At 62.4% G+C, this 23,040-nt stretch carries 23 protein-coding genes; 15 read left to right on the top strand and 8 right to left on the bottom strand.

Annotated features, from left to right (window positions below):
- Positions 1 to 88 precede the first annotated feature (88 nt).
- From IAG25_RS10365 to IAG25_RS10345, 5 genes are all read right to left on the bottom strand, one after another.
- Positions 89 to 871, bottom strand: a complete 783-nt coding sequence (locus IAG25_RS10365; RefSeq protein ID WP_187604778.1) for a peptidylprolyl isomerase — start codon at positions 869 to 871, stop codon at positions 89 to 91.
- An 80-nt stretch (positions 872 to 951) separates the two neighbouring features.
- Positions 952 to 1,266, bottom strand: coding sequence for a BolA family protein (locus IAG25_RS10360; RefSeq protein ID WP_187604777.1), 315 nt, complete (start codon positions 1,264 to 1,266; stop codon positions 952 to 954).
- Positions 1,263 to 1,799: a septation protein A gene (locus IAG25_RS10355; RefSeq protein WP_062266040.1), complete on the bottom strand. Its 537-nt coding sequence runs from the start codon at positions 1,797 to 1,799 to the stop codon at positions 1,263 to 1,265. Before IAG25_RS10355 ends, IAG25_RS10360 begins: the two co-directional genes overlap by 4 nt.
- Positions 1,800 to 1,926: 127 nt before the next feature.
- Complete coding sequence (gene msrB / locus IAG25_RS10350) at positions 1,927 to 2,343, bottom strand: peptide-methionine (R)-S-oxide reductase MsrB (RefSeq protein ID WP_035498674.1); 417 nt, start codon at positions 2,341 to 2,343, stop codon at positions 1,927 to 1,929.
- 49 nt (positions 2,344 to 2,392) lie between these two features.
- Complete coding sequence (locus tag IAG25_RS10345) at positions 2,393 to 3,919, bottom strand: protein adenylyltransferase SelO (RefSeq protein WP_255503649.1); 1,527 nt, start codon at positions 3,917 to 3,919, stop codon at positions 2,393 to 2,395.
- A gap of 172 nt (positions 3,920 to 4,091) precedes the next feature.
- Here IAG25_RS10345 and IAG25_RS10340 point away from each other — a divergent pair, with 172 nt between their 5' ends.
- Positions 4,092 to 5,738, top strand: a complete 1,647-nt coding sequence (locus IAG25_RS10340) for a 3-(methylthio)propionyl-CoA ligase (protein ID WP_187604775.1) — start codon at positions 4,092 to 4,094, stop codon at positions 5,736 to 5,738.
- Between the two features lie 60 nt (positions 5,739 to 5,798).
- Here IAG25_RS10340 and IAG25_RS10335 read toward each other — a convergent pair whose 3' ends face one another.
- Complete coding sequence (locus IAG25_RS10335) at positions 5,799 to 6,689, bottom strand: LysR family transcriptional regulator (protein WP_187604774.1); 891 nt, start codon at positions 6,687 to 6,689, stop codon at positions 5,799 to 5,801.
- A gap of 118 nt (positions 6,690 to 6,807) precedes the next feature.
- Between IAG25_RS10335 and IAG25_RS10330 the strand changes: the two genes are divergently transcribed.
- The 14 genes from IAG25_RS10330 (at position 6,808) to IAG25_RS10265 (ending at position 21,195) form a co-directional block, all read left to right on the top strand.
- Positions 6,808 to 7,791, top strand: coding sequence for an ABC transporter substrate-binding protein (locus tag IAG25_RS10330; protein WP_187604773.1), 984 nt, complete (start codon positions 6,808 to 6,810; stop codon positions 7,789 to 7,791).
- A gap of 20 nt (positions 7,792 to 7,811) precedes the next feature.
- Positions 7,812 to 8,882 (top strand): ABC transporter ATP-binding protein, encoded by a 1,071-nt coding sequence (locus IAG25_RS10325; protein ID WP_187604772.1) that lies wholly within the window; start codon positions 7,812 to 7,814, stop codon positions 8,880 to 8,882.
- Entirely contained in the window at positions 8,876 to 10,531 is a 1,656-nt protein-coding gene (locus IAG25_RS10320; protein WP_187604771.1) for an ABC transporter permease, read from the top strand. The genes IAG25_RS10325 and IAG25_RS10320 overlap by 7 nt, the downstream gene beginning before the upstream one ends.
- Positions 10,528 to 11,745: a pyridoxal phosphate-dependent aminotransferase gene (locus IAG25_RS10315; RefSeq protein WP_187604770.1), complete on the top strand. Its 1,218-nt coding sequence runs from the start codon at positions 10,528 to 10,530 to the stop codon at positions 11,743 to 11,745. The genes IAG25_RS10320 and IAG25_RS10315 overlap by 4 nt, the downstream gene beginning before the upstream one ends.
- A gap of 53 nt (positions 11,746 to 11,798) precedes the next feature.
- Positions 11,799 to 12,671: a phosphonopyruvate hydrolase gene (locus IAG25_RS10310; protein WP_187604769.1), complete on the top strand. Its 873-nt coding sequence runs from the start codon at positions 11,799 to 11,801 to the stop codon at positions 12,669 to 12,671.
- A 76-nt stretch (positions 12,672 to 12,747) separates the two neighbouring features.
- Positions 12,748 to 13,242, top strand: coding sequence for a hypothetical protein (locus IAG25_RS10305; protein WP_187604768.1), 495 nt, complete (start codon positions 12,748 to 12,750; stop codon positions 13,240 to 13,242).
- 279 nt (positions 13,243 to 13,521) lie between these two features.
- The gene (locus IAG25_RS10300; protein ID WP_187604767.1) at positions 13,522 to 15,606 is read left to right on the top strand and encodes a 3-hydroxyacyl-CoA dehydrogenase NAD-binding domain-containing protein; all 2,085 of its coding nucleotides are present in this window, start codon (positions 13,522 to 13,524) and stop codon (positions 15,604 to 15,606) included.
- Position 15,607: 1 nt separating this feature from the next.
- Positions 15,608 to 16,234, top strand: a complete 627-nt coding sequence (gene pncA / locus IAG25_RS10295; RefSeq protein ID WP_255503648.1) for a bifunctional nicotinamidase/pyrazinamidase — start codon at positions 15,608 to 15,610, stop codon at positions 16,232 to 16,234.
- A gap of 15 nt (positions 16,235 to 16,249) precedes the next feature.
- Positions 16,250 to 17,428 carry an acetyl-CoA C-acyltransferase gene (locus IAG25_RS10290; protein ID WP_187604765.1) on the top strand — a complete coding sequence of 393 codons (1,179 nt, stop codon included), beginning with the start codon at positions 16,250 to 16,252 and terminating at the stop codon, positions 17,426 to 17,428.
- Between the two features lie 70 nt (positions 17,429 to 17,498).
- Complete coding sequence (locus IAG25_RS10285) at positions 17,499 to 17,801, top strand: Dabb family protein (protein ID WP_035498667.1); 303 nt, start codon at positions 17,499 to 17,501, stop codon at positions 17,799 to 17,801.
- A 5-nt stretch (positions 17,802 to 17,806) separates the two neighbouring features.
- Positions 17,807 to 18,283, top strand: a complete 477-nt coding sequence (locus tag IAG25_RS10280; protein WP_187604764.1) for a PaaI family thioesterase — start codon at positions 17,807 to 17,809, stop codon at positions 18,281 to 18,283.
- Between the two features lie 28 nt (positions 18,284 to 18,311).
- Positions 18,312 to 19,316 (top strand): NADP-dependent oxidoreductase, encoded by a 1,005-nt coding sequence (locus IAG25_RS10275; RefSeq protein WP_187604763.1) that lies wholly within the window; start codon positions 18,312 to 18,314, stop codon positions 19,314 to 19,316.
- 16 nt (positions 19,317 to 19,332) lie between these two features.
- Complete coding sequence (locus IAG25_RS10270; RefSeq protein ID WP_187604762.1) at positions 19,333 to 20,193, top strand: SDR family oxidoreductase; 861 nt, start codon at positions 19,333 to 19,335, stop codon at positions 20,191 to 20,193.
- A 48-nt stretch (positions 20,194 to 20,241) separates the two neighbouring features.
- The gene (locus IAG25_RS10265; protein ID WP_187605060.1) at positions 20,242 to 21,195 is read left to right on the top strand and encodes an alpha/beta hydrolase; all 954 of its coding nucleotides are present in this window, start codon (positions 20,242 to 20,244) and stop codon (positions 21,193 to 21,195) included.
- 5 nt (positions 21,196 to 21,200) lie between these two features.
- Here IAG25_RS10265 and IAG25_RS10260 read toward each other — a convergent pair whose 3' ends face one another.
- Complete coding sequence (locus IAG25_RS10260) at positions 21,201 to 22,022, bottom strand: NRDE family protein (protein ID WP_187604761.1); 822 nt, start codon at positions 22,020 to 22,022, stop codon at positions 21,201 to 21,203.
- A gap of 12 nt (positions 22,023 to 22,034) precedes the next feature.
- Positions 22,035 to 23,033, bottom strand: a complete 999-nt coding sequence (gene ygfZ, locus IAG25_RS10255) for a CAF17-like 4Fe-4S cluster assembly/insertion protein YgfZ (RefSeq protein ID WP_187604760.1) — start codon at positions 23,031 to 23,033, stop codon at positions 22,035 to 22,037.
- Between the last annotated feature and the right edge of the window lie 7 nt (positions 23,034 to 23,040).

The raw sequence follows: 23,040 nt of genomic DNA, 5'->3' as shown, positions 1-23,040 counted from the left end.
CAGAATTTGCGTCAGAAACAACAAAGCCGCCCGAGGGCGGCTTTGTCATGATCGCTGATGCGCGAACGGGGCGATCAGGCAAGCACGCTTACTTGATCACCGCCTTGCTTCGCAGACCTTCTTCGAATGCCTGCAGCTTTTCCTGCTGAATCTGCTGCGCGATCTGCGTCTTGACCTGATCGAGCGGCGGCGGGGCGATTTCACGCGAATCGTCCAGGCGGATCACGTGCCAGCCGAACTGCGTCTTCACCGGCTCCGGCGTGACTTCGCCCTTCTTCAGCTTCTCCGCGGCGGCGCCGAATTCCGGCACATAAGCCGAAGGCGACGACCAGTCCAGATCGCCGCCGTTCTTGCCCGATCCCGGGTCTTTCGAATATTGCTTGGCGAGATCTTCGAAGCTCGCGCCGGCCTTGATCTTCGCGATCAGATCCTTCGCCTGCGCTTCGTCCGCGACGAGGATGTGATGCAGATGCAGTTCCTTGCCGCCACCGTTCTGCTTGACGAGCTGGTCGTAGCGCGCCTTGATCTCGGCGTCGGTCGGCGTGTTCTTCTTCACGAAGTCTTCGATCAGCGCGCGCAGCACGACGGTCTGCTGCGCCACGGCGACCTGCGCCTTCACGTCGGGACGCGTCGCGACGCCTTCACGCGCGGCTTCCTGCATCAGGATTTCGCGGTTGATGAGTTCTTCGCGCACGGCCTGCTGAAGTTGCGGCGAGTCCTGCTGACCCTGCGCGACGAGCTGCTTCACGAGCGCATCGGCGCGCGACGTGGGAATCGGCGTGCCGTTGACGACGGCGACGTTTTGCGCAAAGGCGGGCGCAGCCGCGAACGCAGCCAGCAACACCCAGACGCGGGTTTTTTTCAAAGTCATCGGAGGTTCCTAACTGAGCAAACAGACGCCTTCAAAGGCGAATTTAAGAGGCAAAGCTTTGTGATGAAGCGCGCGCGCGTCTATTCGAATTGTTCTGCGAACTCCTGCGGCGTGTAAGCCCGGATCGCGAGCGCGTGCACGCCGCGCCGCATTTCCTCGGCCAGCGCATCATACACCAGCCGATGCCGCGCCACGCGCGCCTTGCCGGCGAAGCACGCCGCGACGATCGTCACCGTGTAGTGGCTGCCGGCCGCCGCGCCCGCATGGCCCGCGTGCGCGGCGCTGTCGTCGTCGATATGCACCGATTGCGGTTGCAGCGTCTCGTTCAGGCGCGCTTCGAGATGCGCGATCTTGTCCGCCGCCGACGCGCTCATGAAATCGAACGATGCGTTCATTGTCCGTCCTCCTTCATGTGTTTCGCGAGCCAGAAACTCTGCGCGACGATGAACAAAACGAGACAGCCCGTCGCGCCGAAGAGCTTGAAGTTGACCCACTGATCCGTGGTGTAGTTATACGCGACGAAGAGGTTCACGATGCCGAGCAGCGCGAAGAACACGGCCCACGCGACGTTCAATTGTCCCCACACGCGATGCGGCAGCACGATCTGCTTGCCCATCATCGCTTCGATCAGATTTTTTCTGAAGCCGAGCTGCGCGACGATCAGCGCAAACGCGAACAGCCAGTAGAGCGCCGTCGGCTTCCATTTGATGAAGGTGTCGTTGTGCAGCACGAGTGTCGCGCCGCCGAACACGACGACGACGCCGAGACTCACCCACAGCATCGGATCGACCTTGCGATGACGGAACGCGACCCAGGCGATCTGCACGAGCGTCGCCGCGATCGCCACCGCCGTCGCGGTATAGATGCCCCAGACCTTGAAAGCGACGAAAAAGAGAATGATCGGAAACAGATCGAACAGAAATTTCATTGGCGTCCGGACGTGATGGGCATCGGATGGATGCGAGGCGCGCGAGGGAAGAACGCCCGCTCGAACGGAGCGGGCGTCGGTACGGCGTGGCACGGTCGCTCCCCGAGCGAGGGTGCCGGGCTCGCGCTTACTTGGGTTCGAATTGTAGCGCAGCCGAGTTGATGCAATACCGCAGGCCGGTCGGCGCGGGGCCGTCCTCGAATACATGACCGAGATGCGCGCCGCAGTTCTTGCACAGCACTTCGATGCGCAGCATGCCGTGCGTGCGGTCGGTTTTCTCCTGGATCACTTCGCCGTTGATCGGTTTGAAGTAACTGGGCCAGCCGCAACCGGCGTCGAATTTCGTGGCGGATTCGAAAAGCGGCGTGCCGCAGCACACGCAATCGTAGATGCCACGCTCGTCGTGATCCCAGTATTTGCCCGTGAACGGGCGCTCGGTCACGGCGTGGCGCGTGACCTGATACTGCATGTCGTCCAGTTCACGGCGGTAGGTGGCGTCGTCTTTCTGCAGCGGATAGTTCGTCGGGGTGTCTTCTCTGCTCATCTCTCGTTCCTTTGGTCTGGCCGGGAAGGCCTTGTATATGAGGGCGATCCTACGAAGAACAACTGACTTCGAGGTTGCTCGCCCAGTTGGGCGGCAGGCCGGCATAAGCCTCGTATTGCGGCTGTTCGTCGTACGGATGGCGCAGCACGTCCAGGAGGCGCTCCACTTCCGAAAAGTCCTTCTCGGCCGCCCGGCGGATCGCCTGTTCGGCCAGATGATTGCGCAGCACGTACTTCGGATTCACGCGATTCATCGCCGCGGCGCGGGCTGCGTCGTCGCGCGGCTCGTGGGCCAGGCGCTCGCGATACTGCACGGCCCACGTATCGAAGGCGGCGCGGTCGAGGAACAGATCGCGTACCGGTGCATCCTGGCTCGCGTCGGATTTCGAGAGCTTCGACAAGTTCCGGAACGTGAGCGTAAAGTCCGCGCGATTCGCATGCATGATTTCGAAGAGACCGTTGGCGAGCTTGTCGTCGCCGTCGCGCTCGACTTCGAGGCCGAGCTTCGCGCGCATCGTCGCGACGAGCGCGGGCCCGAAACGATCCTTGTAACGCTCCATCACCTTCTGCGCCTCTTCGACCACGCGCTCGGCGCGTCCTTCCTCGGGCAGATTCCCGCCGAAGAGCGGCACGAGGGCCTGCGCGAGACAGAAGAGGTTCCAGTATCCGACCTGCGGTTGGCGGCCATAGGAATAGCGCCCCTGCGTATCCGAGTGATTGCAGACGTGATGCGCGTTGAAGGCATCCATGAAGCCGAACGGGCCGTAGTCGATCGTGAGTCCGAGAATCGACATGTTGTCGGTGTTCATCACGCCGTGGCAGAAGCCCACGCCTTGCCATTGCGCCATCAGATCGGCGGTGGAGCGCACGGCTTCGTCGAGCAGCGCGAGATAGGGGTCGTCGGCGTCGCGGCAGTGCGGATAAAAGCGGTCGATCACGTGATCGGCGAGCGTGCGCAGATCGTCGATGCGGTCGTTCGCATAGAAGTGCTCGAAGTGGCCGAACCGCACGAAGCTCGGCGATACGCGCGTGACGATCGCCGCCGTTTCGATAATCTCGCGGCGCACCGGCAGATCCGAGCCGATGACGGCGAGCGCGCGCGTCGTCGGAATGCCGAGATGGTGCATCGCTTCCGAGCACAGAAATTCGCGGATCGACGAACGCAGCACCGCGCGGCCGTCGCCCATGCGCGAGTAGGGCGTGCGTCCCGCGCCCTTCAGTTGCACTTCGAGGCGCTCGCCATCGTGCTGGACCTCGCCCAGGGTAAGCGCGCGGCCATCGCCCAGTTGACCCGCCCACACGCCGAATTGATGCCCCGAATACACGGCCGCATAGGGCAGCGAATCGCTCGCCCAGTCGCGCGTCGGATTGCCGGCGAAGTACGCGGCGAATGCATCTTTTTCTGGGCCGGCGGCGACTTGCGGATCGAAACCGAGCGTTTCGGCCATCTCGCGCGAAAGCCCGACGAGATACGGTTCGGGCACCGGCGCGGCGGGAAGACGCGTGAGAAAAGCGCTGCCGAGCGCGGCGAACGAACCGGGCTCGCCGACGCGGATCGCGTCGGCGATTTCGCTCATGGAACGCGCGTCGGCGGGCGTCTCGTCGCGCGTCGCGCGTACGGCATTGCTTGGGGAAAACGACATATTGAGCGCCTCTGAGTTAAACGATATTGTAATTCCGCGCCCGCGGGCCTGCAGGAGCGTGGCCCGGCCATCCGATCAGCATCCGACAGATTCGAGGACCCCGCCTATGACGTCGCCGCTCTACGGCCAGATGATGGAAGTACCGCTGCTCGCGTCGTCCCTGTTGTCCCATGCCTCGCGCCACTTCGGCGATAACGAGATCGTGTCGCGCCGCATCGAAGGCGACATCCACCGCTACACGTACCGCGATTGCGAGAAGCGCGCGAAGCAGCTTGCGCAGGCGCTGAGCGCGCTCGGCGTCGAACAGGGCGAGCGCATCGGCACGCTTGCATGGAACGGCTACAGACATCTGGAGTGCTATTACGGCGTGAGCGGCATGGGCGCCGTGTGCCACACGATCAATCCGCGTCTCTTTCCCGACCAGATCGCGTTCATCATCGATCACGCCGACGATTCCTATGTCTGCTTCGACATGACCTTCGGCCCGCTCGTCGAACTCATCGCGCCGCAGTGTCCGAACGTGAAAGGCTGGATCGCGCTCGGCGATGCCGCGTGCATCGCCGAGCATCTGTCGGACATGAGCGTGCCGGTGATGAGCTACGAGAGCCTCATCGGCGAGCATGACGGCGACTACGAATGGCCGATGCTCGACGAGCGCCAGGCCTCGTTTCTCTGCTACACGTCGGGCACGACCGGCAATCCGAAGGGCGCGCTGTACTCGCATCGATCGACGGTGTTGCACGCGTACGGCGCGTCGCTGCCCGATGCGATGGGCGCGTCGTCGAGCGATGCGATTCTGCCTGTCGTGCCCATGTTCCATGTCAACGCGTGGGGCATTCCGCACGCGGGGCCGCTCGTCGGCGCGAAACTCGTGTTCCCCGGTAAAGACCTCGACGGCAAATCGCTCTACGAGCTGATGGAGGCGGAAGGCGTCACGTATTCGGCGGGCGTGCCGACTGTCTGGATGGCCTTGCTCACCTACATGAAGCAGCAGAACGTGCGTTTCTCGACGTTGAAGCGCACGGTGATCGGCGGCTCCGCGTGTCCGCCCGCGATGCTGCGCATCTTCGAGGAAGAGTACGGCGTGCAGGTGATCCACGCATGGGGCATGACGGAGATGTCGCCGCTCGGCACGTTGGCCCGCCTGAACTTCAGGCAGAAGCAGCGTCCGCTCGAAGAGCAGCGCCGCTCGCTCGAGAAGCAGGGGCACACGCTCTTCGGCGTCGATATGAAAGTCGTCGGCGACGACGGTGCCGAGCTGCCGTGGGACGGAAAGTCCTTCGGCGATCTGTATGTGCGCGGGCCGTGGGTCATCGACCGCTATTTCCGTCGCGACGACTCGCCGCTCGTCGACGGCTGGTTCCCGACGGGCGATGTCGCGACCATCGATCCGGACGGCTTCATGCAGATCACCGATCGCAGCAAGGACGTCATCAAGTCCGGCGGCGAATGGATCAGCTCGATCGAACTGGAAAATATCGCGGTGTCGCATCCGCAGGTGGCGGAGGCCGCGTGCATCGCGTGTTCGCATCCGAAGTGGACGGAGCGGCCGTTGATCGTGGCGGTGCTCAAGCCTGACGCCACCGTCACGCGCGAGGAACTGCTCGCGCATTTCGAGGGCAAGGTCGTGAAGTGGTGGATTCCGGACGATGTCGTGTTCGCCGAGTCTTTGCCGCACACCGCGACCGGCAAGCTGCAGAAGTTGCGTCTGCGCGAGCAGTATCGCGATCACGTGCTGCCGGCGTCCGCCTAGGTCACGTCGGTACGTTTGAAGCTTCGCTGAATTCGGGTGAATGCGCGGTAAGGGCGCCAATCAGGCGCTCTGACTGCGCTCTCGCAACATCCCTTTCAGCCACCGACAAAATACCCGTGCCATCTGCACATGTCGGCTCCGCGAATTGACGTACGCCACGTACATGGCCCCCGACGCCACTATTTCCTGATCGGCCAAAATCAGTGTCCCTGTCTGCAAATGGTCCTGCACGACAATACGCGGCACGATCAGAAGGCCGTTGCCACCGATTGCAGCAGCCACGGCGAGAAACAGGTGGTCGTACACAGCATGGACCTGGAGCGATTCGAGCGGGATGTTCTTGGCCAATGCCCAGACGGCAATGGTGTCCGGTCGCGAGCGCGATGCTATCAGCGGCCACCGATACAGCGCCTTTGAACGATGCGCTGACTGCATGGACGGCGAACAAACGCAAACAAGTTCTTCCTGGATGAGTTCCCAACTCTCCGTGTCCGGAAGGCTGAGATCTCTCGTTATCAAGACGTCGAACTGCTCGCGTGGCTGTGGCGGTGAGAGAGACGTGACAAGGTCGATCTGCACGGGATGACTGATCGTGAAGGCGCCCAACGCTGGAATCACAACCGTCATTGCAAAGCTTGGCATAGACGTTCTTACGGTGATTCGGTCATGCTCCTGCTGACCCTGCATGAGTTGCAGGGTAGCAAGTTCAATCGTCGAGACCGCATCTTTAACCGCGTCGTGAAACTGAGCCCCTGAGGGTGTCAGCGTCAACTGGGGGCCCCGACGCTCGAACAGCGAACATCTCACCAGCGCCTCAAGCGTTGCAATGTGACGACTGACCGCACTTTGCGTGATGCCCAACGCTTCCGCCGCGCGCGTGAAATTCCCATGCCTGCCGACCGTTACGAAAACACGTATCGCAGTCAAGGGCAGCGTCGATTTCGGCACCATAACAAAAACTCATGCTAGCAGGAGTGGATCATATAACCGTCATTTTTACGATGATATCTTTTTTCCATCGTAACCAGGTTTTAAAGCTGCACCACGCCATCGTGCCAAGGGGATAACAATGTTGAAGCGGGTTCAATTAGCATGCATTTCAATCATGATAGGGCCTTTGTTGCAACATCCGGCACAGGCAGCTGATGTCGTGCTGTATTCATCTAACGACGTTGAAACAGTCGCCAAGGTTGTCGAGCAATTTGAAAAGCAGAATCCCGCCATCAAAGTTTCGGTTGTCCGTGCCGGAACAGGAGCGTTGATGCAGCGGATCAAAGCCGAAACGGCTAACCCGCTTGGCGATATCTTTTGGTCGGGAGGAATCTCGACGATCAGCGCTTTTCAGGATCAGTTTCAGCCCTATAACTCCCCGGAGGAGAGCGCGGTTCCAGCGCAGTATCGAAGCAAGCAAGGTCTCTGGCTTGGAACCAATACGCACGTGTCTGTGCTGATGGCTAATCTTCGCCAGGCGCCGGGCGGGCAAGCACCGAAAGGCTGGAACGACCTTGCAGACCCAAAATGGAAAGGGAAAATTGTTATCCCCGATCCGCAATTCAGCAGCGCCTCGTATGTCGCCCTTTATGGGCTGAGCAAGTTGGTTTCGCCTGGCGTATACGCGCAGATCATTCGCAACGCAGTCATCGTCGGCACGACATCGGCCGCGTACCAAGGTGTCGCCAATGGAGAGTTTGCTATAGCGGTGACTATGGAATACGCCGCGTACCAGTATGTTGCCGGTCAACTCGACAGCGTCAAACTGGTCTATCCCGCTGAAGGCACTTTCCTTTCACCGGAAGGCATGGCGCTCATCCGCGGTGGAAAACACCCATCGGAAGCTCGAAAACTTTTCGATTTCCTCGCGTCGAAGCCGGTTCAGACAGAGATCTTCAAAAGTGCGTTCCGGCGGCCGCTGCGGACCGATATCGACGTGAGCAAGATGTCTGCGCTTCCGGCGCTCGACAATATCAAGGTTATCGCGCTCGACGCCAGTCAGATGGAAGCAGCGCGCGCGGAATTCCTCTCGCAGTGGCGCCAGATTGTGGCCTCCAAGTAACGGGCGAGCGAGGAACCGATATGCAGGTTTCATTCGAAAAAATCGATCAGAGCTACGGACGGCAGACGCTGTTTCGTTCACTCGACCTGGTCATTCCAAGCGGCCAGTTTTTCACGCTGCTCGGCCCATCGGGCTGCGGCAAGACTACCTTGCTGCGAATGCTTGCCGGATTCGTGCGGCCCGACCGTGGACGTGTTCTTTTCGGCAACGAGAACGTCACGTCAATTCCAGTGCACCGACGGGGCGTGGGCATCGTGTTTCAGGACTACGCACTTTTCCCGGATCGGTCGGTGATGGCGAATGTCTCATACGGGCTGCTGGCTCGCGGTATGGCGAGGCAGGAGGCATTTGAGCGATCGGCTTCGATGCTCGAGCGCGTTGGACTTGGCGCCTTTCTCGATCGCGCTCCAGCCGCACTGTCCGGTGGCCAACGGCAACGGGTGGCGATGGCTCGCGCTCTTGTCATCGAACCAAAAGTATTGCTGCTCGACGAACCACTGTCAGCGCTCGACGTAAAACTGCGCGTTGAACTGCGTTCGATGATTCGCACCTTGCAGATCGAAGCGGGGATAACGACAGTGTTCGTGACTCACGACCAGGAGGAAGCGCTCGCCGTGTCGGATCAGATCGCTGTCATGAACCGCGGCGAGATCGTGCAGATCGGATCACCACTGGGAATTTACACACGCCCTCGCACCGCATTCGCCGCCGACTTTGTGGGCGGCGCCAACGTTATCCCGATCATTCAGGAGTTGGCCTCCCGCAGCGATGGTCTGCGACGGATGGAAACGCCAGCAGGCATTCTGCTCACAAGAAGCGATGCGCATGTTCCAGACGGCGCTTCACTGGCGGTCCGTGGAGCGGATATTTCCATCGCTGACGCTTCGCCCGTAAAGGACGGGGAAATAGCCGGATCAATCGTTCAGGTCGAGTATCGCGGTCACACGGTTGGATACTCCGTCCAGACGAGTATCGGACCGATCCGCGTCGATGCCTCCGCTTCACAGGGCACGCGGCTTCGAACGAGGGGAGAGTCTGTTGTGTTGAGAGTGCCGCACTCTTCGCATATCGTGGAGGGAACGCTATGTTAGGCAGCCTCCGGCGCGATCCCGTATGGCTCGCGCTCGCCGTTCTCTCAATTGCCTTGTTGTGCGCGTTTTTGCTATGGCCGTTAGGCACGATGCTCGGCAAGTCTCTGATCGACTCTACTGGCGCTGCTGACTTCAGCGGTTATGTGCGTTTTTTTTCTGAGCGTGGGTATCGCGAAGCGCTATTCAACACACTGATCCTAGGGGGTGCCGTAACCGTCTCTTCGATGCTGGTCGGCGGAGGACTCGCAATCGTTGTTGCGCGTTGCGCATTCCCTCTGGCGGGACTGGTTTGCGCGCTGCCATTCATCACGCTCGTGGTGCCCGATGTCGTGGTGGCCGCCGCCTGGGTATTGATCCTGGGCAAGCAAGGGGTGGTGAATATGCTGCTCACGCCGACAGGACTCCAGGTGCCGTCATTGTATTCGTGGTGGGGTCTCGTATTTGTGATGACCCTTAACAACTACGTCTATGCGTTTGTAGCGGTCTTCGTCGGACTGAAGTCGATGGATCGCAATCTGGAAGAAGCTGCGCTTAGCCTTGGTCGGCCGATGAGCCGAGTGCTGTCGGGTGTCACCTTGCCGATGCTGCTTCCGTCGGTATTCGCCGGTGCAATGATTGTCTTTACGCACGTCATCGGCAGCTTCGGTGTCCCGGCCATCATCGGCGCGCGGACGCCCGTTCTCGCAGTGAAGGCATACAACGAGTTTGTCAGCGAAATGGGCGGCAGTGCGCAGATGCAGACCACGATGGCGTCATTGCTCGTGTCGTTGGGAGCCGGCGCTCTGCTGTTTCAGAAAATCGTAGTGGAGCGACGACAGTTTCAGATGGAATCCGGGCGGACACCGGCATCCTCCAGGATATCGGGTTGGCACGCCGTGGCAGCGACGTCCAGTGTGTCGCTGGTAGTCGTCATGTCGCTGCTACCTGCGCTCGTTGTCGTTGTGACTGCGTTCACGCCGTCGATCGGTCCAGTACTGAGGTATGGCAGCTTTACGCTGGACAACTTGACGCATGTTTTGTTTCAAGCGCCAGAGCCGCTCTATCACTCGCTATTCCTCGCAACGATCGCCACCGTCGCCGGTACATGCTTCTCAATTGCCGCCGCCTATCTCATCGTGAAGCGACGTTCGGCGCTCTCGCATACGCTGGACGTCCTCGTCACGCTTCCTCTGACCGTCGCCGGTACGGTTATGGGGATCGCCTTGACGAATACCTTTGGCAGCGGCTGGCTTGTCCTGACTGGAAGCTGGGTCATCATGGCGCTCGCCTACTTCTTGCGCAAAGTGCCTACGAGCGTGCGCGCTGCAATCGGCCCACTTCATAACCTGAAGGACTCGATCGAGGAAGCGTCGATGAGTCTTGGGGTTAGCCCGATCAAGAGCTTTTTCAAAGTCGTCCTGCCTGTCATTGGACCATCGGTCGCGGCTGCCGCCGTTCTGATGTGGGTCACGACATTGTCCGAACTGTCGGCGACGATCGTGCTGTATTTCGGCGGTATGAGCACGATGCCAATCGAAATCTTCCAGCAGGTCGACAGTGACCGTCTGGCGCTCGCCTGCGCGTACAGCCTCTTGCTTCTGCTCTCCATCTTTGTGCCGCTTGCGGTGGCCAAATGGAAACTTCGCCTCAAAATAGGAACGATCGAATGACCGCAATCGAAACGACACTTCTGGCAAATCGGGTCCTCGGCGCCAAACCTTCCGCCACGAAGGAAATGACCCGCCTTGCGAATCAGTTGAAACGCGAAGGCGCGGACGTAATCGCGCTCAGTCAGGGCGAACCGGATTTCCCGACGCCAGAGCACGTTCGCGAGGCTGCCAAACTTGCGATCGATCGCAATGAATCGCGTTATACGGATGTCGCCGGTACGGTCGAACTTCGCGAGGCCGTGGTACGCAAATTCCAGCGCGACAACGGGCTCGACTATCGACCGGAGCAGATCCAGGTAGGGTGCGGCGCCAAGCAATTGCTGTATAACGCGCTTCAGGCCACGATCAATCCCGGGGACGAGGTCGTTATTCCGACGCCCGCGTGGGTGTCCTACCCGGAGATGGTGTTGCTTGCCGGGGGTCGTCCAATCATTGTCCGCTGCGGCGCTGCTAGTGGCTTCAAAATCACGCCCGCGCAACTCGAAGAGTCGATCACGCCGCGCACGAAATGGCTGATGCTGAATTCCCCGTCGAATCCAAGCGGTGCAGTCTATAGCGCCGAAGAACTCTCCGCGTTAGGAGAGGTGCTTCTGCGACATCCGAATGTTTGGGTGATGGCCGACGACATCTACGAAAAAATCCGTTACGACGATTCGGCCTTCGCCACGCCGGCCGCCGTGACCCCCGAACTGGCTTCTCGCACGCTGACGATCAACGGAGTGTCCAAGGCATACGCGATGACTGGCTGGCGGGTAGGGTTTGGAGCAGGACCCGCCGAGCTCATCAAGGCGATGAATCTCGTTCAGTCGCAATCCACGTCTCATACGAGTTCGATCAGTCAGGCGGCATCGATTGCCGCGCTGGATGGCCCGATGGACTTCCTAGACGGTTTTGTCGAACAGTTTCGCAAGCGCCGCGACAATGTCGTCGATACTTTGCGTGGGATCAAAGGCCTGACATGCGATCTTCCGCCCGGCGCCTTCTACGCTTTTCCTGGTTGTGTCGGTCTGCTCGGCACCCGTGATGAATCTGCAAATCTGATCGCGACCGATATCGATCTTGCGATGTACATCCTTCGGACAGCCGGCGTTGCAGTTGTACCCGGAACGGCCTTTGAACTGCCGGGCCACTTCCGCATCTCGTATGCTGCGTCCGACGCCGAGTTGCGCGAAGCAATGAGCCGCATCGCCCGAGCCTGTTCCGCGCTGCGTTAAGTCACGCCGTCAAAAAGCTCTCGACAACCTTGAAGTTAAAATAGGATACCTAAATGACAAAGAATGAATTTCTGCGTGAAACACTTAACCAAGGCAGGCTCTTCACGGCGATGGCGGCACATAATCCATTATCTGCCAAGCTGGCCGAGCAGGCTGGTTTCGATGGTATATGGGGTAGCGGCTTCGAGCTTGCGGCGAGCTATGCGGTCCCCGATGCGAACATTCTTTCGTTCGGCACACATCTGGAGATGATGCGCGCCATCGCTTCGGTTACCTCGATTCCTCTTATTGCCGACATCGATACCGGTTTCGGCAATGCCGTCAACGTCCGATACGTCGTACCTCAGTACGAAGCGGCCGGGGCGTCGGCGATCGTGATGGAGGACAAGACATTTCCCAAGGATACGAGTTTGCGTGCGGAAGGGCGGCAAGAACTCGTCCGCATCGAGGAGTTTCAGGGAAAGGTCGCAGCCGCTGTGGCGGGACGACATGATCCTGACTTCGTGATCATTGCGCGCACCGAAGCGCTGATCGCGGGCCAAGGGCAGGACGAAGCGCTGCGCCGCGCCGCCGCATATGAAGAAGCCGGCGCCGATGCAATCCTGATCCACTCGAAGCAGAAGACACCCGACGAAGTACTCGCCTTCATCAATGCGTGGAACGGCCGCGTGCCACTGGTACTTGTTCCGACTGCATATCCTGAACTGACTGAATCAGACATCAAGGCACTTCGCAAGGTCGGTATCGTCATCTACGGAAATCATGCGATCCGTGCAGCCGTGGGAGCGATGCAAACCGTCTTTGCAAAGATACGGCGAGAGGAAGGAATTCGCGAAGTCGATAAAACCTTACCGTCCGTCCAGGAAATCATTAGTCTTCAGGGCGACGCACACATGGGCGATATCGAAGCGAAATTCCTTCGCTGAACAAGCTTGGCAAGCGCGCGCCGGATTGCCGGCAAAACAACGGTCGGCGCGCGATTCATCTATTGCGAGGAACAGAATGGCGATCGACGTTTTTTCGTTTCACGGTGGCCGGGTCACGAGTCCAACCACCACGCTCTGTGATCGCGCGGATGGTGGCCACCTCATTGTCTACCCGTCTCAATCGGTCTGGGAGCGAAGCGAACTCGCCCCGCTCGATTTGTATCATTGGTCATGCCTTGTCGCAGCGACCGGCCGCGCGATGCTCCAGGTCTTGCCTCAACTCGACGGCGGGTGCGTGAATTATTGGGAAGCGGGAAATTGGTCGCTAAACGACAGCGCAGACCCTGCGGGACCCAAGAACGTAGCGGAGTATCGCAGAGTGCATCATCACATTTTCGGCAGAAGCAGGAACGCGCTCAGTGACGACTGGAAATGGGGCGAGGCTCCGAAGTTTCCAGACTTCGCGAAGAAGAAACAATGGGCATGCAACCACAATCCACTCAACGGCGATGAGCGTGACGCCATAGCGCGGCGCGTCGGTGAAATCTTGCATGAGAGCTATGGGCTGTAAGTTCGGCAAGTTCGTCGCTGCTCGACCGGAAGCCCATCGCATGTCCTGGGCGCTGAAGGGGGCCGATCATGTCGCATACAGTGAAGACGCGACGGAAAACTCGGTCTAGCGCAGTCGCGCTCGTCGAAGCCTCGGTCCGCTCGCGCGGAGCCGGGGCTTCGTCGTATTCGGCGTCTGCATGACACTAGGCAATCATATTAATTGAACGGTCGTGCTTTTTTGTGTATTCTGCACCCATCGCCCACAATTAATCCGATATCCGGTCGACAGGAGACACTCATGGCAGTGGACTACACGAACCGCGGCGGCATCGCGGTCATTACCCTCGATAACCCGCCGGTCAACGGGCTCGGGCATTCGACGCGCGCGGGCATCGTAGAAGGCATCGAACGCGCCAACGATGACGACGACGTGCGCGCCATCGTCATCATCGGCGCGGGCAAGGCATTTTCGGGCGGCGCGGACATCACCGAATTCAATACGCCGAAAGCCACGCAAGAGCCCACGCTCATGGCCGTGATCAAGGCGCTGGAAGAGAGCGCGAAGCCGGTGGTCGCGGCGATCCACGCGGTCGCGATGGGCGGCGGTCTCGAACTCGCGCTCGGCGCGCACTACCGCATCGCCGCGCCCGGCGCGCAGATCGCGCTGCCGGAAGTGAAGCTCGGCCTGCTGCCCGGCGCGGGCGGCACGCAGCGCCTGCCGCGCGTGGTCGGGCTGGAAACGGCATTGAACATGATCGTGTCGGGTGCGCCGGTGCCGTCGGAAACGCTCGCGCAGACCGCGCTTTTCGACGAACTCGTCGAAGGCGATCTGCTGACCCGCGCGCTGTCGTTCGCGAGCAAGGCGGCGGATTGGGGCGGTCCGCATCCGAAAGTGCGCGACCGCGAGATCGAGCACCTGAACGCCGAAGGTTTCATCCAGTTCGCGAGGAACGGCGTCGCGGCGGTCGCGAAACAATTCCCGGCGCCGCACAAGTGCATCGACGCGGTCGAAAAGGGCGTGAAGGAAGGTTTCGAGCGTGGCCTCGCGTTCGAACGCGAATGTTTTCTCGCGCTCGTGCAGACACCCGAGAGCCGCGCGCTGCGGCATGCGTTTTTCGGCGAGCGCGCGGCCGCCAAAATCGCCGATGTGCCCTCGAATACGCCTGTCAGGACCATCGCGCAAATCGGCGTGATCGGCGCGGGCACGATGGGCGGCGGCATCGCGATGAACTTCCTCAACGCGGGCTTGCCTGTCGTGCTGCTCGAAACGAAGCAGGAGGCGATCGATCGCGGGCTCGCCACGATCCGACGCAACTACGAAGCCCAGGTCAAAAAGGGCAAGCTCACGCAGGAGAAGGTCGAAGCGCGCATGGCGCTGATTCAGCCGACGCTGTCGTTCTCCGATCTGGCGAACGCGGATCTGATCATCGAAGCCGTGTTCGAGGAACTGGGCGTGAAGGAGCAGGTGTTCCGCCAGCTCGACGAAATCGCGAAGCCCGGCGCGATCCTCGCATCGAACACATCGACGCTCGATCTGAATCGGATCGCCGCGTTCACGAAGCGCCCCGGCGATGTCATCGGCATGCACTTCTTCAGCCCCGCGAACGTGATGAAGCTGCTCGAAGTCGTGCGCGGCGAGAAGACGGACAAGGACGTGCTCGCCACCGTCATGCAGCTCGCGAAGAAGATCAAGAAGACGGCGGTGGTGTCGGGTGTGTGCGACGGCTTCATCGGCAACCGGATGATCGAGCAGTACATCCGGCAAGCACTTTTCATGCTGGAGGAAGGTGCGCTGCCCGCGCAGATCGATCGCGCGATCGAAAAATTCGGCTTCGCGATGGGCCCGTTCCGCATGAGCGATCTCGCGGGCAACGACATCGGCTGGGCGATTCGAAAGCGCCGCTATCGGGAGCAGCCCGATCTGCACTATTCGCGCGTCGCGGATCGCCTGTGCGAGACGGGCCGCTTCGGGCAGAAGACCGGCGCGGGATGGTACGACTATCAGCCGGGCAGGCGCGACGCGGCGCCGTCGAAACTCGTCAACGACATGATCGTCGCGTATTCGAACGAGCGCGGCGTCGGGCGGCGCAAGATCGGCGACGAAGAGATCGTCGAGCGCCTCGTGCTCGCGCTCGTGAACGAAGGCGCGAAGATTCTCGCGGAAGGCATCGCCAGCAAGGCGTCGGACATCGACATGGTCTATCTGACGGGCTACGGCTTTCCGCTCTGGCGCGGCGGCCCGATGCTCTATGCGGACACCATCGGCCTCTACAACGTGGAGCGCGCGATGCGCAAGTACGCGAAGCAGGCCAACGGCGAAGCGTGGCAGCCCGCCGCGCTCGTGACCCGGCTCGCGCAATCGAATGGACGCTTCAATGACTGAGATGAAACCCGTCGAAGACGTGTTGCTCGTCGTGGATGTGCAGTACGACTTCATGCCGGGCGGCGCGCTTGCCGTCGCGCGCGGCGATGAAGTCGTGCCCATCGTCAACCGGCTTGCGCGCGCGTTCTCGCACGTCGTGCTGACGCAGGACTGGCATCCGCGCCCGCATGTGTCGTTCGCGGCGAATCACGCGGGCCGAAAGCCGTTCGAGACGATGATGCTGCCGTACGGCGAACAGGTTCTGTGGCCGGTTCATTGCGTGCAGGACACCGAGGGCGCGGCGCTGCATCGCGATCTGCATGTGCCGCATGCCCGGCTCGTGATCCGCAAGGGACATCACGAGCAGGTCGATAGCTACTCGGCGTTCATCGAAGGGGACCGCGTCACACCGACCGGCCTCGAAGGTTATCTGCGCACCGTCGGCGCGAAGCACGTCTGGCTCGCGGGACTCGCGACCGACTATTGCGTCGCATGGTCCGCGCTCGATGCGCGCGCGGCGGGCTTCGAGGTGACCGTGATCGAGGACGCGTGCCGCGCGATCGATCTCGACGGCTCGCTCGAACGCGCGTGGCAGGACATGCGCGACGCCGGCGTGCGGCGCGTGGACTCAGCAGACATACTCAATTAAAGCAAGGGAGACAACATGACCGATGCAGTCATCGTATCGACGGCGCGCACCGCGCTCGCCAAATCGTGGCGCGGCGCGCTCAACATGACCCACGGCGCGACGCTCGGCGGGCACGTGACGAAGGCCGTCGTCGAACGCGCGGGCATCGATCCGGCGCGCGTCGAGGACGTCATCATGGGCTGCGCGAATCCCGAAGGCGCGACGGGCATGAACATCGCGCGGCAGATCGCATTGCGCGCGGGTTTGCCCGTTTCCGTGGCCGGCATGACGGTGAATCGGTTCTGCTCGTCGGGCTTGCAGACGATCGCGCTCGCCGCGCAACGCGTGATCGCGGGCGAGGGCGATGTGTATGTCGCGGGCGGCGTCGAATCGATCTCGTGCGTGCAGAACGAGATGAATCGCCACATGCTCACCGATGGCTGGCTGAACCAGAACAAGCCGGAGATCTACTGGTCGATGCTGCAGACCGCCGAGACCGTCGCGAAGCGCTACGAAATCTCGAAGGCGCGGCAGGACGAATACGGCGTGCGCTCGCAGCAGCGCGCGGCGGCGGCTCAGGCCGCGGGCAGGTTCGACGATGAAATCGTGCCGATCACCGTGCTCGCCGGCATCGCCGACAAGGCGACGGGTCGCATGTTCACCAAGGAAGTGACGCTCGCCGCCGACGAAGGCATCCGCGCCGACACGACGCTCGAAGGCGTGTCGAAGATTCGGACCGCGCTGCCCGGCGGCGTCGTCACGGCGGGCAACGCGAGCCAGTTTTCCGACGGCGCATCGGCGTGCGTCGTGATGAACGCGACGCTCGCCGAGAAAGAGGGACTTCAGCCGCTCGGCATCTTCCGCGGCTTCGCGGTCGCGGGCTGCGAGCCGGACGAGATGGGCATCGGTCCGGTGTTCGCCGTGCCGAAGCTCTTGAAGCGCGCGGGCTTGTCCGTCGACGATATCGGCCTGTGGGAGTTGAACGAAGCCTTCGCCGTGCAGGTGCTCTATTGCCGCGACACGCTGGGCATCCCCGATGAGCGCCTGAACGTGAACGGCGGCGCGATCGCGGTCGGGCATCCGTACGGCGTTTCGGGCGCGCGGCTGACGGGCCACGCGCTCATCGAAGGCAAGCGGCGCGGCGCGAAGTTCGTCGTGGTCACGATGTGCATCGGCGGCGGCCAAGGGGCTGCGGGGCTGTTCGAAATCGTGTGACGGTTGCGCGTTTCTCGCCGCACGGCGATTTTTGCTACGCTTCAGTTCTCGTTCGACAACAGGAGTCGCCGTGCTACGTCACATCGTCATGTGGAAGCTGAAGGAAAACGCCGAGGGCGCGAGCCGCGCCGAGAACGCCGAAAAGCTGAAGGCGAAGCTCGAGACCTGCCGCAGCATCGTCAAGGGGCAGGGACATTTCGAAGTCGGCACCGCGCAGCCTGGTTTCGCGTGCACGTACGACGTCGTGCTGGTCTCCGACTTCGACGACCACGCCGCGCTCGAAGCCTATCAGGTTCATCCGAAGCATCAGGCGCTGAAGGACTTCGTCGCGGCGATCCGCGAAGACCGGCAGTGCGTCGATTACGAAGTGTGAGCGCGATGTCTTCTTCAGATTCATCAAGCAACGTTTCGATCGAAAGCCCGTTCATCGACGCGCTCGGCGTGCAGCTCGTCAAGGCCGCCGACGGCGAGAGCGAAGTGCGCATGCCGCTTCAGGAAGCGCATATGAACACATGGGGCATCGCGCACGGCGGCGTCACGATGACGCTTCTCGACGCAGCGCTTGCGCTCGCCGCGCGCAGCGTCGCGGGCGATGGAATAGGCGTCGTCACCGTCGAGATGAAAGTCAACTTCATGCAGCCGGGCCGCGGCGAACTGCGCGGCTATGGCCGAGTGCTGCATCGTTCGACGACGATGGCCTATTGCGAAGGCGAGATCCGCGACAGCGAAGGCCACTTCGTCGCGAAGGCGCTCGGCACGTTCAAATACATGAAGCGGCTCGCGGTCGGGCGCGACATCGTCAGGCAGAAGATGCGTTCCGATCCGAAGGCGACGCCCGGTCCGAGCGACGCCTGATCCAAACAATCCGCGAAGGAGAATCCGCATGGCTGAGACACACATCAACCGCCAGATTTTGCTCGTGTCGCGCCCGCAAGGCGAGGCGTCGGTGTCGAACTTCAAGCTGGTCGAAACGCCGCTTGCGCCGCTGCAAGACGGCGAAGTGCGCGTGCGCAATCACTATCTGTCGCTCGATCCGTACATGCGCGGCCGCATGGACGACGCGAAATCGTACGCCGCGCCGCAGCCGCTCGACGAGGTGATGATCGGCGGCACCGTGGGCGTCGTAAGCGAATCGCGCAATCCGGCGTTCGCGGTGGGCGATAGCGTCGTCGGCGTGCTCGGCTGGCAGGAGTTCGGTACCTCCGATGGCCGTGGCCTGAACAAGGTCGATGCGTCGCGCGTGCCGCTGTCCGCGTATCTCGGCGCGGTCGGCATGCCGGGCGTCACGGCGTGGTACGGGCTCAATCGCATCATCGAGCCGAAAGCCGGCGAGACGGTCGTCGTGTCGGCGGCGAGCGGCGCGGTGGGCAGCGTCGTCGGCCAACTGGCGAAGGCGGCCGGATGCCGCGCGGTGGGCATCGCGGGCGGGCCGGACAAGTGCCGCTATGTCGTCGAGACGCTCGGCTTCGATGCCTGCGTCGACTACAAGGCGGGCAAGCTCTACGAGGATCTGAAGGCCGTGACGCCCAGCGGCGTCGATGGCTACTTCGAGAACGTCGGCGGCGCCACGCTCAATGCCGTGCTCGCACGCATGAATGCGTTCGGACGCGTCGCCGTGTGCGGCATGATCTCCGGTTACGACGGCAAGCCTTTGCCGATGGACGCGCCCCGACTCATCCTGACGCAGCGGCTCAAGCTGCAGGGCTTCATCGTCTACGAACATCTGGATATCTGGCCGCAGGCGCTCAAGGAACTCGCCGAGCGCGTCGCGACGAAGAAACTGCATTTTCGCGAGAGCATCGCGCAAGGGCTGGAGAATGCGCCCGAGGCGTTTCTCGGCCTCCTGCGCGGAAAGAACTTCGGCAAGCAACTCGTGAAGCTCGTCTAGTCGCGAAGGAACGCACGTGGATCGATTCGAAGGCAAGGTCGCCGTCATCACCGGCGCGGGCAGCGGATTCGGGCGCGAGTTCGCGAAGCTGGGCGCGTCGCTCGGCATGAAGCTCGTGCTCGCCGATCTCGACACCGCCGCGCTCGCCGCGACCGTCGAAGCGGTGCGCGCGGAGGGCGGCGACGCGATCGGCGTCACGACGGACGTGTCGGACGCAGCTCAGGTCGAAGCACTCGCGCGCGCGTCGCTCGAAACGTACGGCGGCGCGCATCTGCTCTTCAACAACGCGGGCGTCGGCGCGGGCGGCTTCGTGTGGGAGAACAGCGCGAACGACTGGCAATGGGTTTTCGGCGTGAACGTGATGGGCGTCGCGAACGGACTGCGCGCGTTCGTGCCGGTCATGCTCGAACAGAACGAGCCGGCGCATATCGTCAACACGGCGTCGGTGGCGGGCCTGCTCGCCGCGCCCGCGATGGGCGTCTACAACGCATCGAAGCACGCGGTCGTCGCGCTGACCGAGACGCTACATCACGACTTGCGGCTCGCGGGTGCGTCGCTGATCGGCGTGTCGCTGCTGTGTCCCGCGTTCGTGCCGACCGGCATTGCCGACGCCGAACGTTCGCGGCCCGAGGCGCTCGCCAACGAGGCGCCTTACACGGCGTCGCAGAAGCTCGCGGCCCGTCAACTCACGCGGGCGGTGGAAGGCGGCAAACTCACCGCGCGCGACGTCGCCCATTTGACGTTCGATGCGGTGCGCGAAGGGCGCTTCTATGTCATCACGCATCCGAACATCATGGCGTCGGTGCAACTGCGGCTCGACGACATCGCGCAACTGCGCAATCCAACCGATCCGATGTCGCTGAAACGGCCGCGCTGACGGCGTGGTTCGTGGCATCATCGTGTCCCTTTGACATTCACTTCGCCGATGCCGCTCAATCCGAAGATCGCGCAAATCCTGGAGATGGTCGCGCGCGCGAATCGACCGCCGTATCACACGCTCACGCCGCAACAGGCGCGCGCCGCGTACGCGATGAGCGCGCAAATTCTCGACATCGCGCCGCTGCCGATGTTCAGCGTCGAGGACCTGCGCATTCCCGTGCGCGATGGCGAGACGATCGGCGTGCGCATCTATCATCCGGTCGAGCCGGGCTGGGCCGAGCCTGTCGCGGCGCTCATGTATCTGCACGGCGGCGGCTTTACGGTCGGCAGCATATCGACGCATGACGCGCTATGCCGCAAGCTCGCGCACGACGCGGGCTGCGCGGTCGTATCGGTCGATTATCGCCTCGCGCCCGAGCACAAGTTTCCCGTCGCGGTGAACGATGCGTTCGACGCGCTGCAATGGCTCGTGCGCGAAGCGCCGACGCTCGGCATCGATCCGGCGCGGCTCGCGATCGGCGGCGACAGTGCCGGCGGCACGCTCGCGATCGTGTGCGCGGTGCTCGCGCGCGATGCGGGCATCGATCTGCGGCTGCAGTTGTTGATCTATCCGGGCACGAGCGCGTGGCAGAAGAGCGCGTCGCACGCGCGGCTCGCGGATGGCTACCTGCTTTCCGGCGAGACGATTCAATGGTTCTTTGCGCAATATCTGCGCGACGATCGCGACCGCGACGACTGGCGCTTCGCACCGCTCGATGCGACGGGCGGCGTGCCGGATTTCAAAGGCGTTGCGCCCGCGTGGATCGCGGCGGCGGATCACGATCCGCTCTATGACGAGGACATCGCGTTTGCAGCCACGCTCGAAAAGGCGGGCGTGGCGGTCACGCTCGTGCGGTATGAAGGCATGATCCACGAGTTCTTCAAGATGGGCGGGTTCGTGCCGGAAGTCGCCGGGGCGCATGCCGAAGCGGTGAGGGTGTTGCGGGCGGCGTTCGAGTGATTCGCCTAGCCTTCGATCTCGAACGCAAACGCCCGCTCGAAAGCCCCCGGCCGCACGATGCGATGCGAACCGTCGTCATCGCTACGTTCCTTGATTTCCAGCGATAGCCCCCGCGCAAACGGCTTCACGCGCAACGCCGTCGTGCTGCGCGTCGCGTAGTCAGGCGTTTCGATGAACGCCGCCGACAGCACGCGCTCCCGCTCGATCGAGATTCCCGTCGATGGCAGATGCTCGTCGTTCGCGATACGCGGATCGCGCAATGTCTCGATGAGCACATCGAGCGACGGGCGTTCATCGGCGTGAATCAGATCGCACAGCGCTTCGCGTTGCGCGACGAGCTTCGGCCAGGGCGTGTTCAACAGACTGTTGGACAAGCCATGCACGCCTGCGTCGAGCAACGCGGGCGGCGCATCGGCGCGATTGCCGTACCAGCCGAGCTCGCGCCGCGTGAAGTCTCCGCACAGCAGGTTGAAGCCGTTATATCGATGACCTTCCCGCGCCACCTGCTGTAAATAATCCAGGGGCGCTTCGCGCTCGCCCGCGAGGAACGCGCTCACGAGCGTGCCGCGCGTCGGCGCGTTCGGCTTCATGTCGCCCGGCGCGCGATAGTTGGTGAGCGCCGCGAAACGGCCATCGCGCGAGACGCCGAGCCACGTTCCGCCGCCCGTCAGATCGCGGCCCGCGAGTACGCCGGGCGCATCGTTCCACCAGTGCATCGGCTCGGCGTCGCGGCGCAGGAATTCGTCGCGGTTGGCCGAGAGCGTCAGCAATGCGCGGCCGCTTTCCTCGGAAGCCGCGGGCTGCCAGTCGAAGACGATCAGACACATGCGCGCGCGACCTCAGGCGTCGGCGGGAAAAGCGTAGGGCAGCGGCACGAAGCCGAGCGCGGGGCCATCGGCAGCGCCGACGTGCACCGAGCCGCTTTCGAGCGCGGCGAGCTTGATTTCCACGAGACAATCCACGCCGCCGTGCTCGCCGGGCGCCACGTTGACGACGAGTCCGCACGGCTGGCCGGGATCATCGGAATGAAAGAGCTCGGCGCCGGGCAGGACGGAATCGGCGCCGGTATCGACGTGTGCGAGCGCCGTGCGCCGCTTGATCGTGCCGCGATACTGGCTGCGCGCGACGATCTCCTGTCCCGGATAGCAGCCTTTCTTGAAGTTCACCGCGCCGAGCACGTCGAAGTTCACCATTTGCGGAACGAACTGCTCGACCGTCGCGTGCGTGATGCGCGGCTCGCCGGCGTGGATATCGAGCCAGTCCCACATTTGCTCGGGCACGCGCTTCAGTTTTTCGTCGAGCTTCGCGATGTGCGCCTCGACATCGGCCTTCGGTCCGACCCACAGAAAGCGCGGACGATGCGCCGCATCCGGCACGCGGATCAGCGCGCCGTGCGGGCCTTCGACCTTCACGTGCACGCCGTCGGGCAATGCGTCGAAGATGCCGGAGAGCGCCGCACGCACGTCGCCCGCGAAGCCGACTGCCGCCACTTCGGAAGTCGCGTCGGTGAGCTTCGCCTTCGAGCGCAGCACGAACATCGACAGGCGCTTCTGCACGGCGGCCTGCACGTCGTGCGCGATCAAGAGGCGCACCACGTCGGCCGTGCGCCACATCAGGAACGAACCGAGCAGGCGGCCCTTCGGCGAGCAGTAGCCCGCGAGCCGCGCGGTGGACGCATCGAGATGCTGGACATCGTTCGTGACCTGGTTGTGCAGGAACGAGGCGGCGTCCTCGCCCTTGACGTCGATCACGCCGAACTGGGTGAGCGGCATATACGCGCCGGCGGTCTTGACGGATTCGAAGTCTGAAGCGGCGAGGGCGATGGTCTGGGAATTCATGAGCGGG

Source organism: Caballeronia sp. EK (assembly GCF_014384845.1).
GTDB classification, from domain to species: Bacteria; Pseudomonadota; Gammaproteobacteria; order Burkholderiales; family Burkholderiaceae; genus Caballeronia; species Caballeronia jiangsuensis.
Note: the sequence above shows the minus strand (reverse complement) of the source record. Positions and strands in the feature narration are given on the sequence as shown.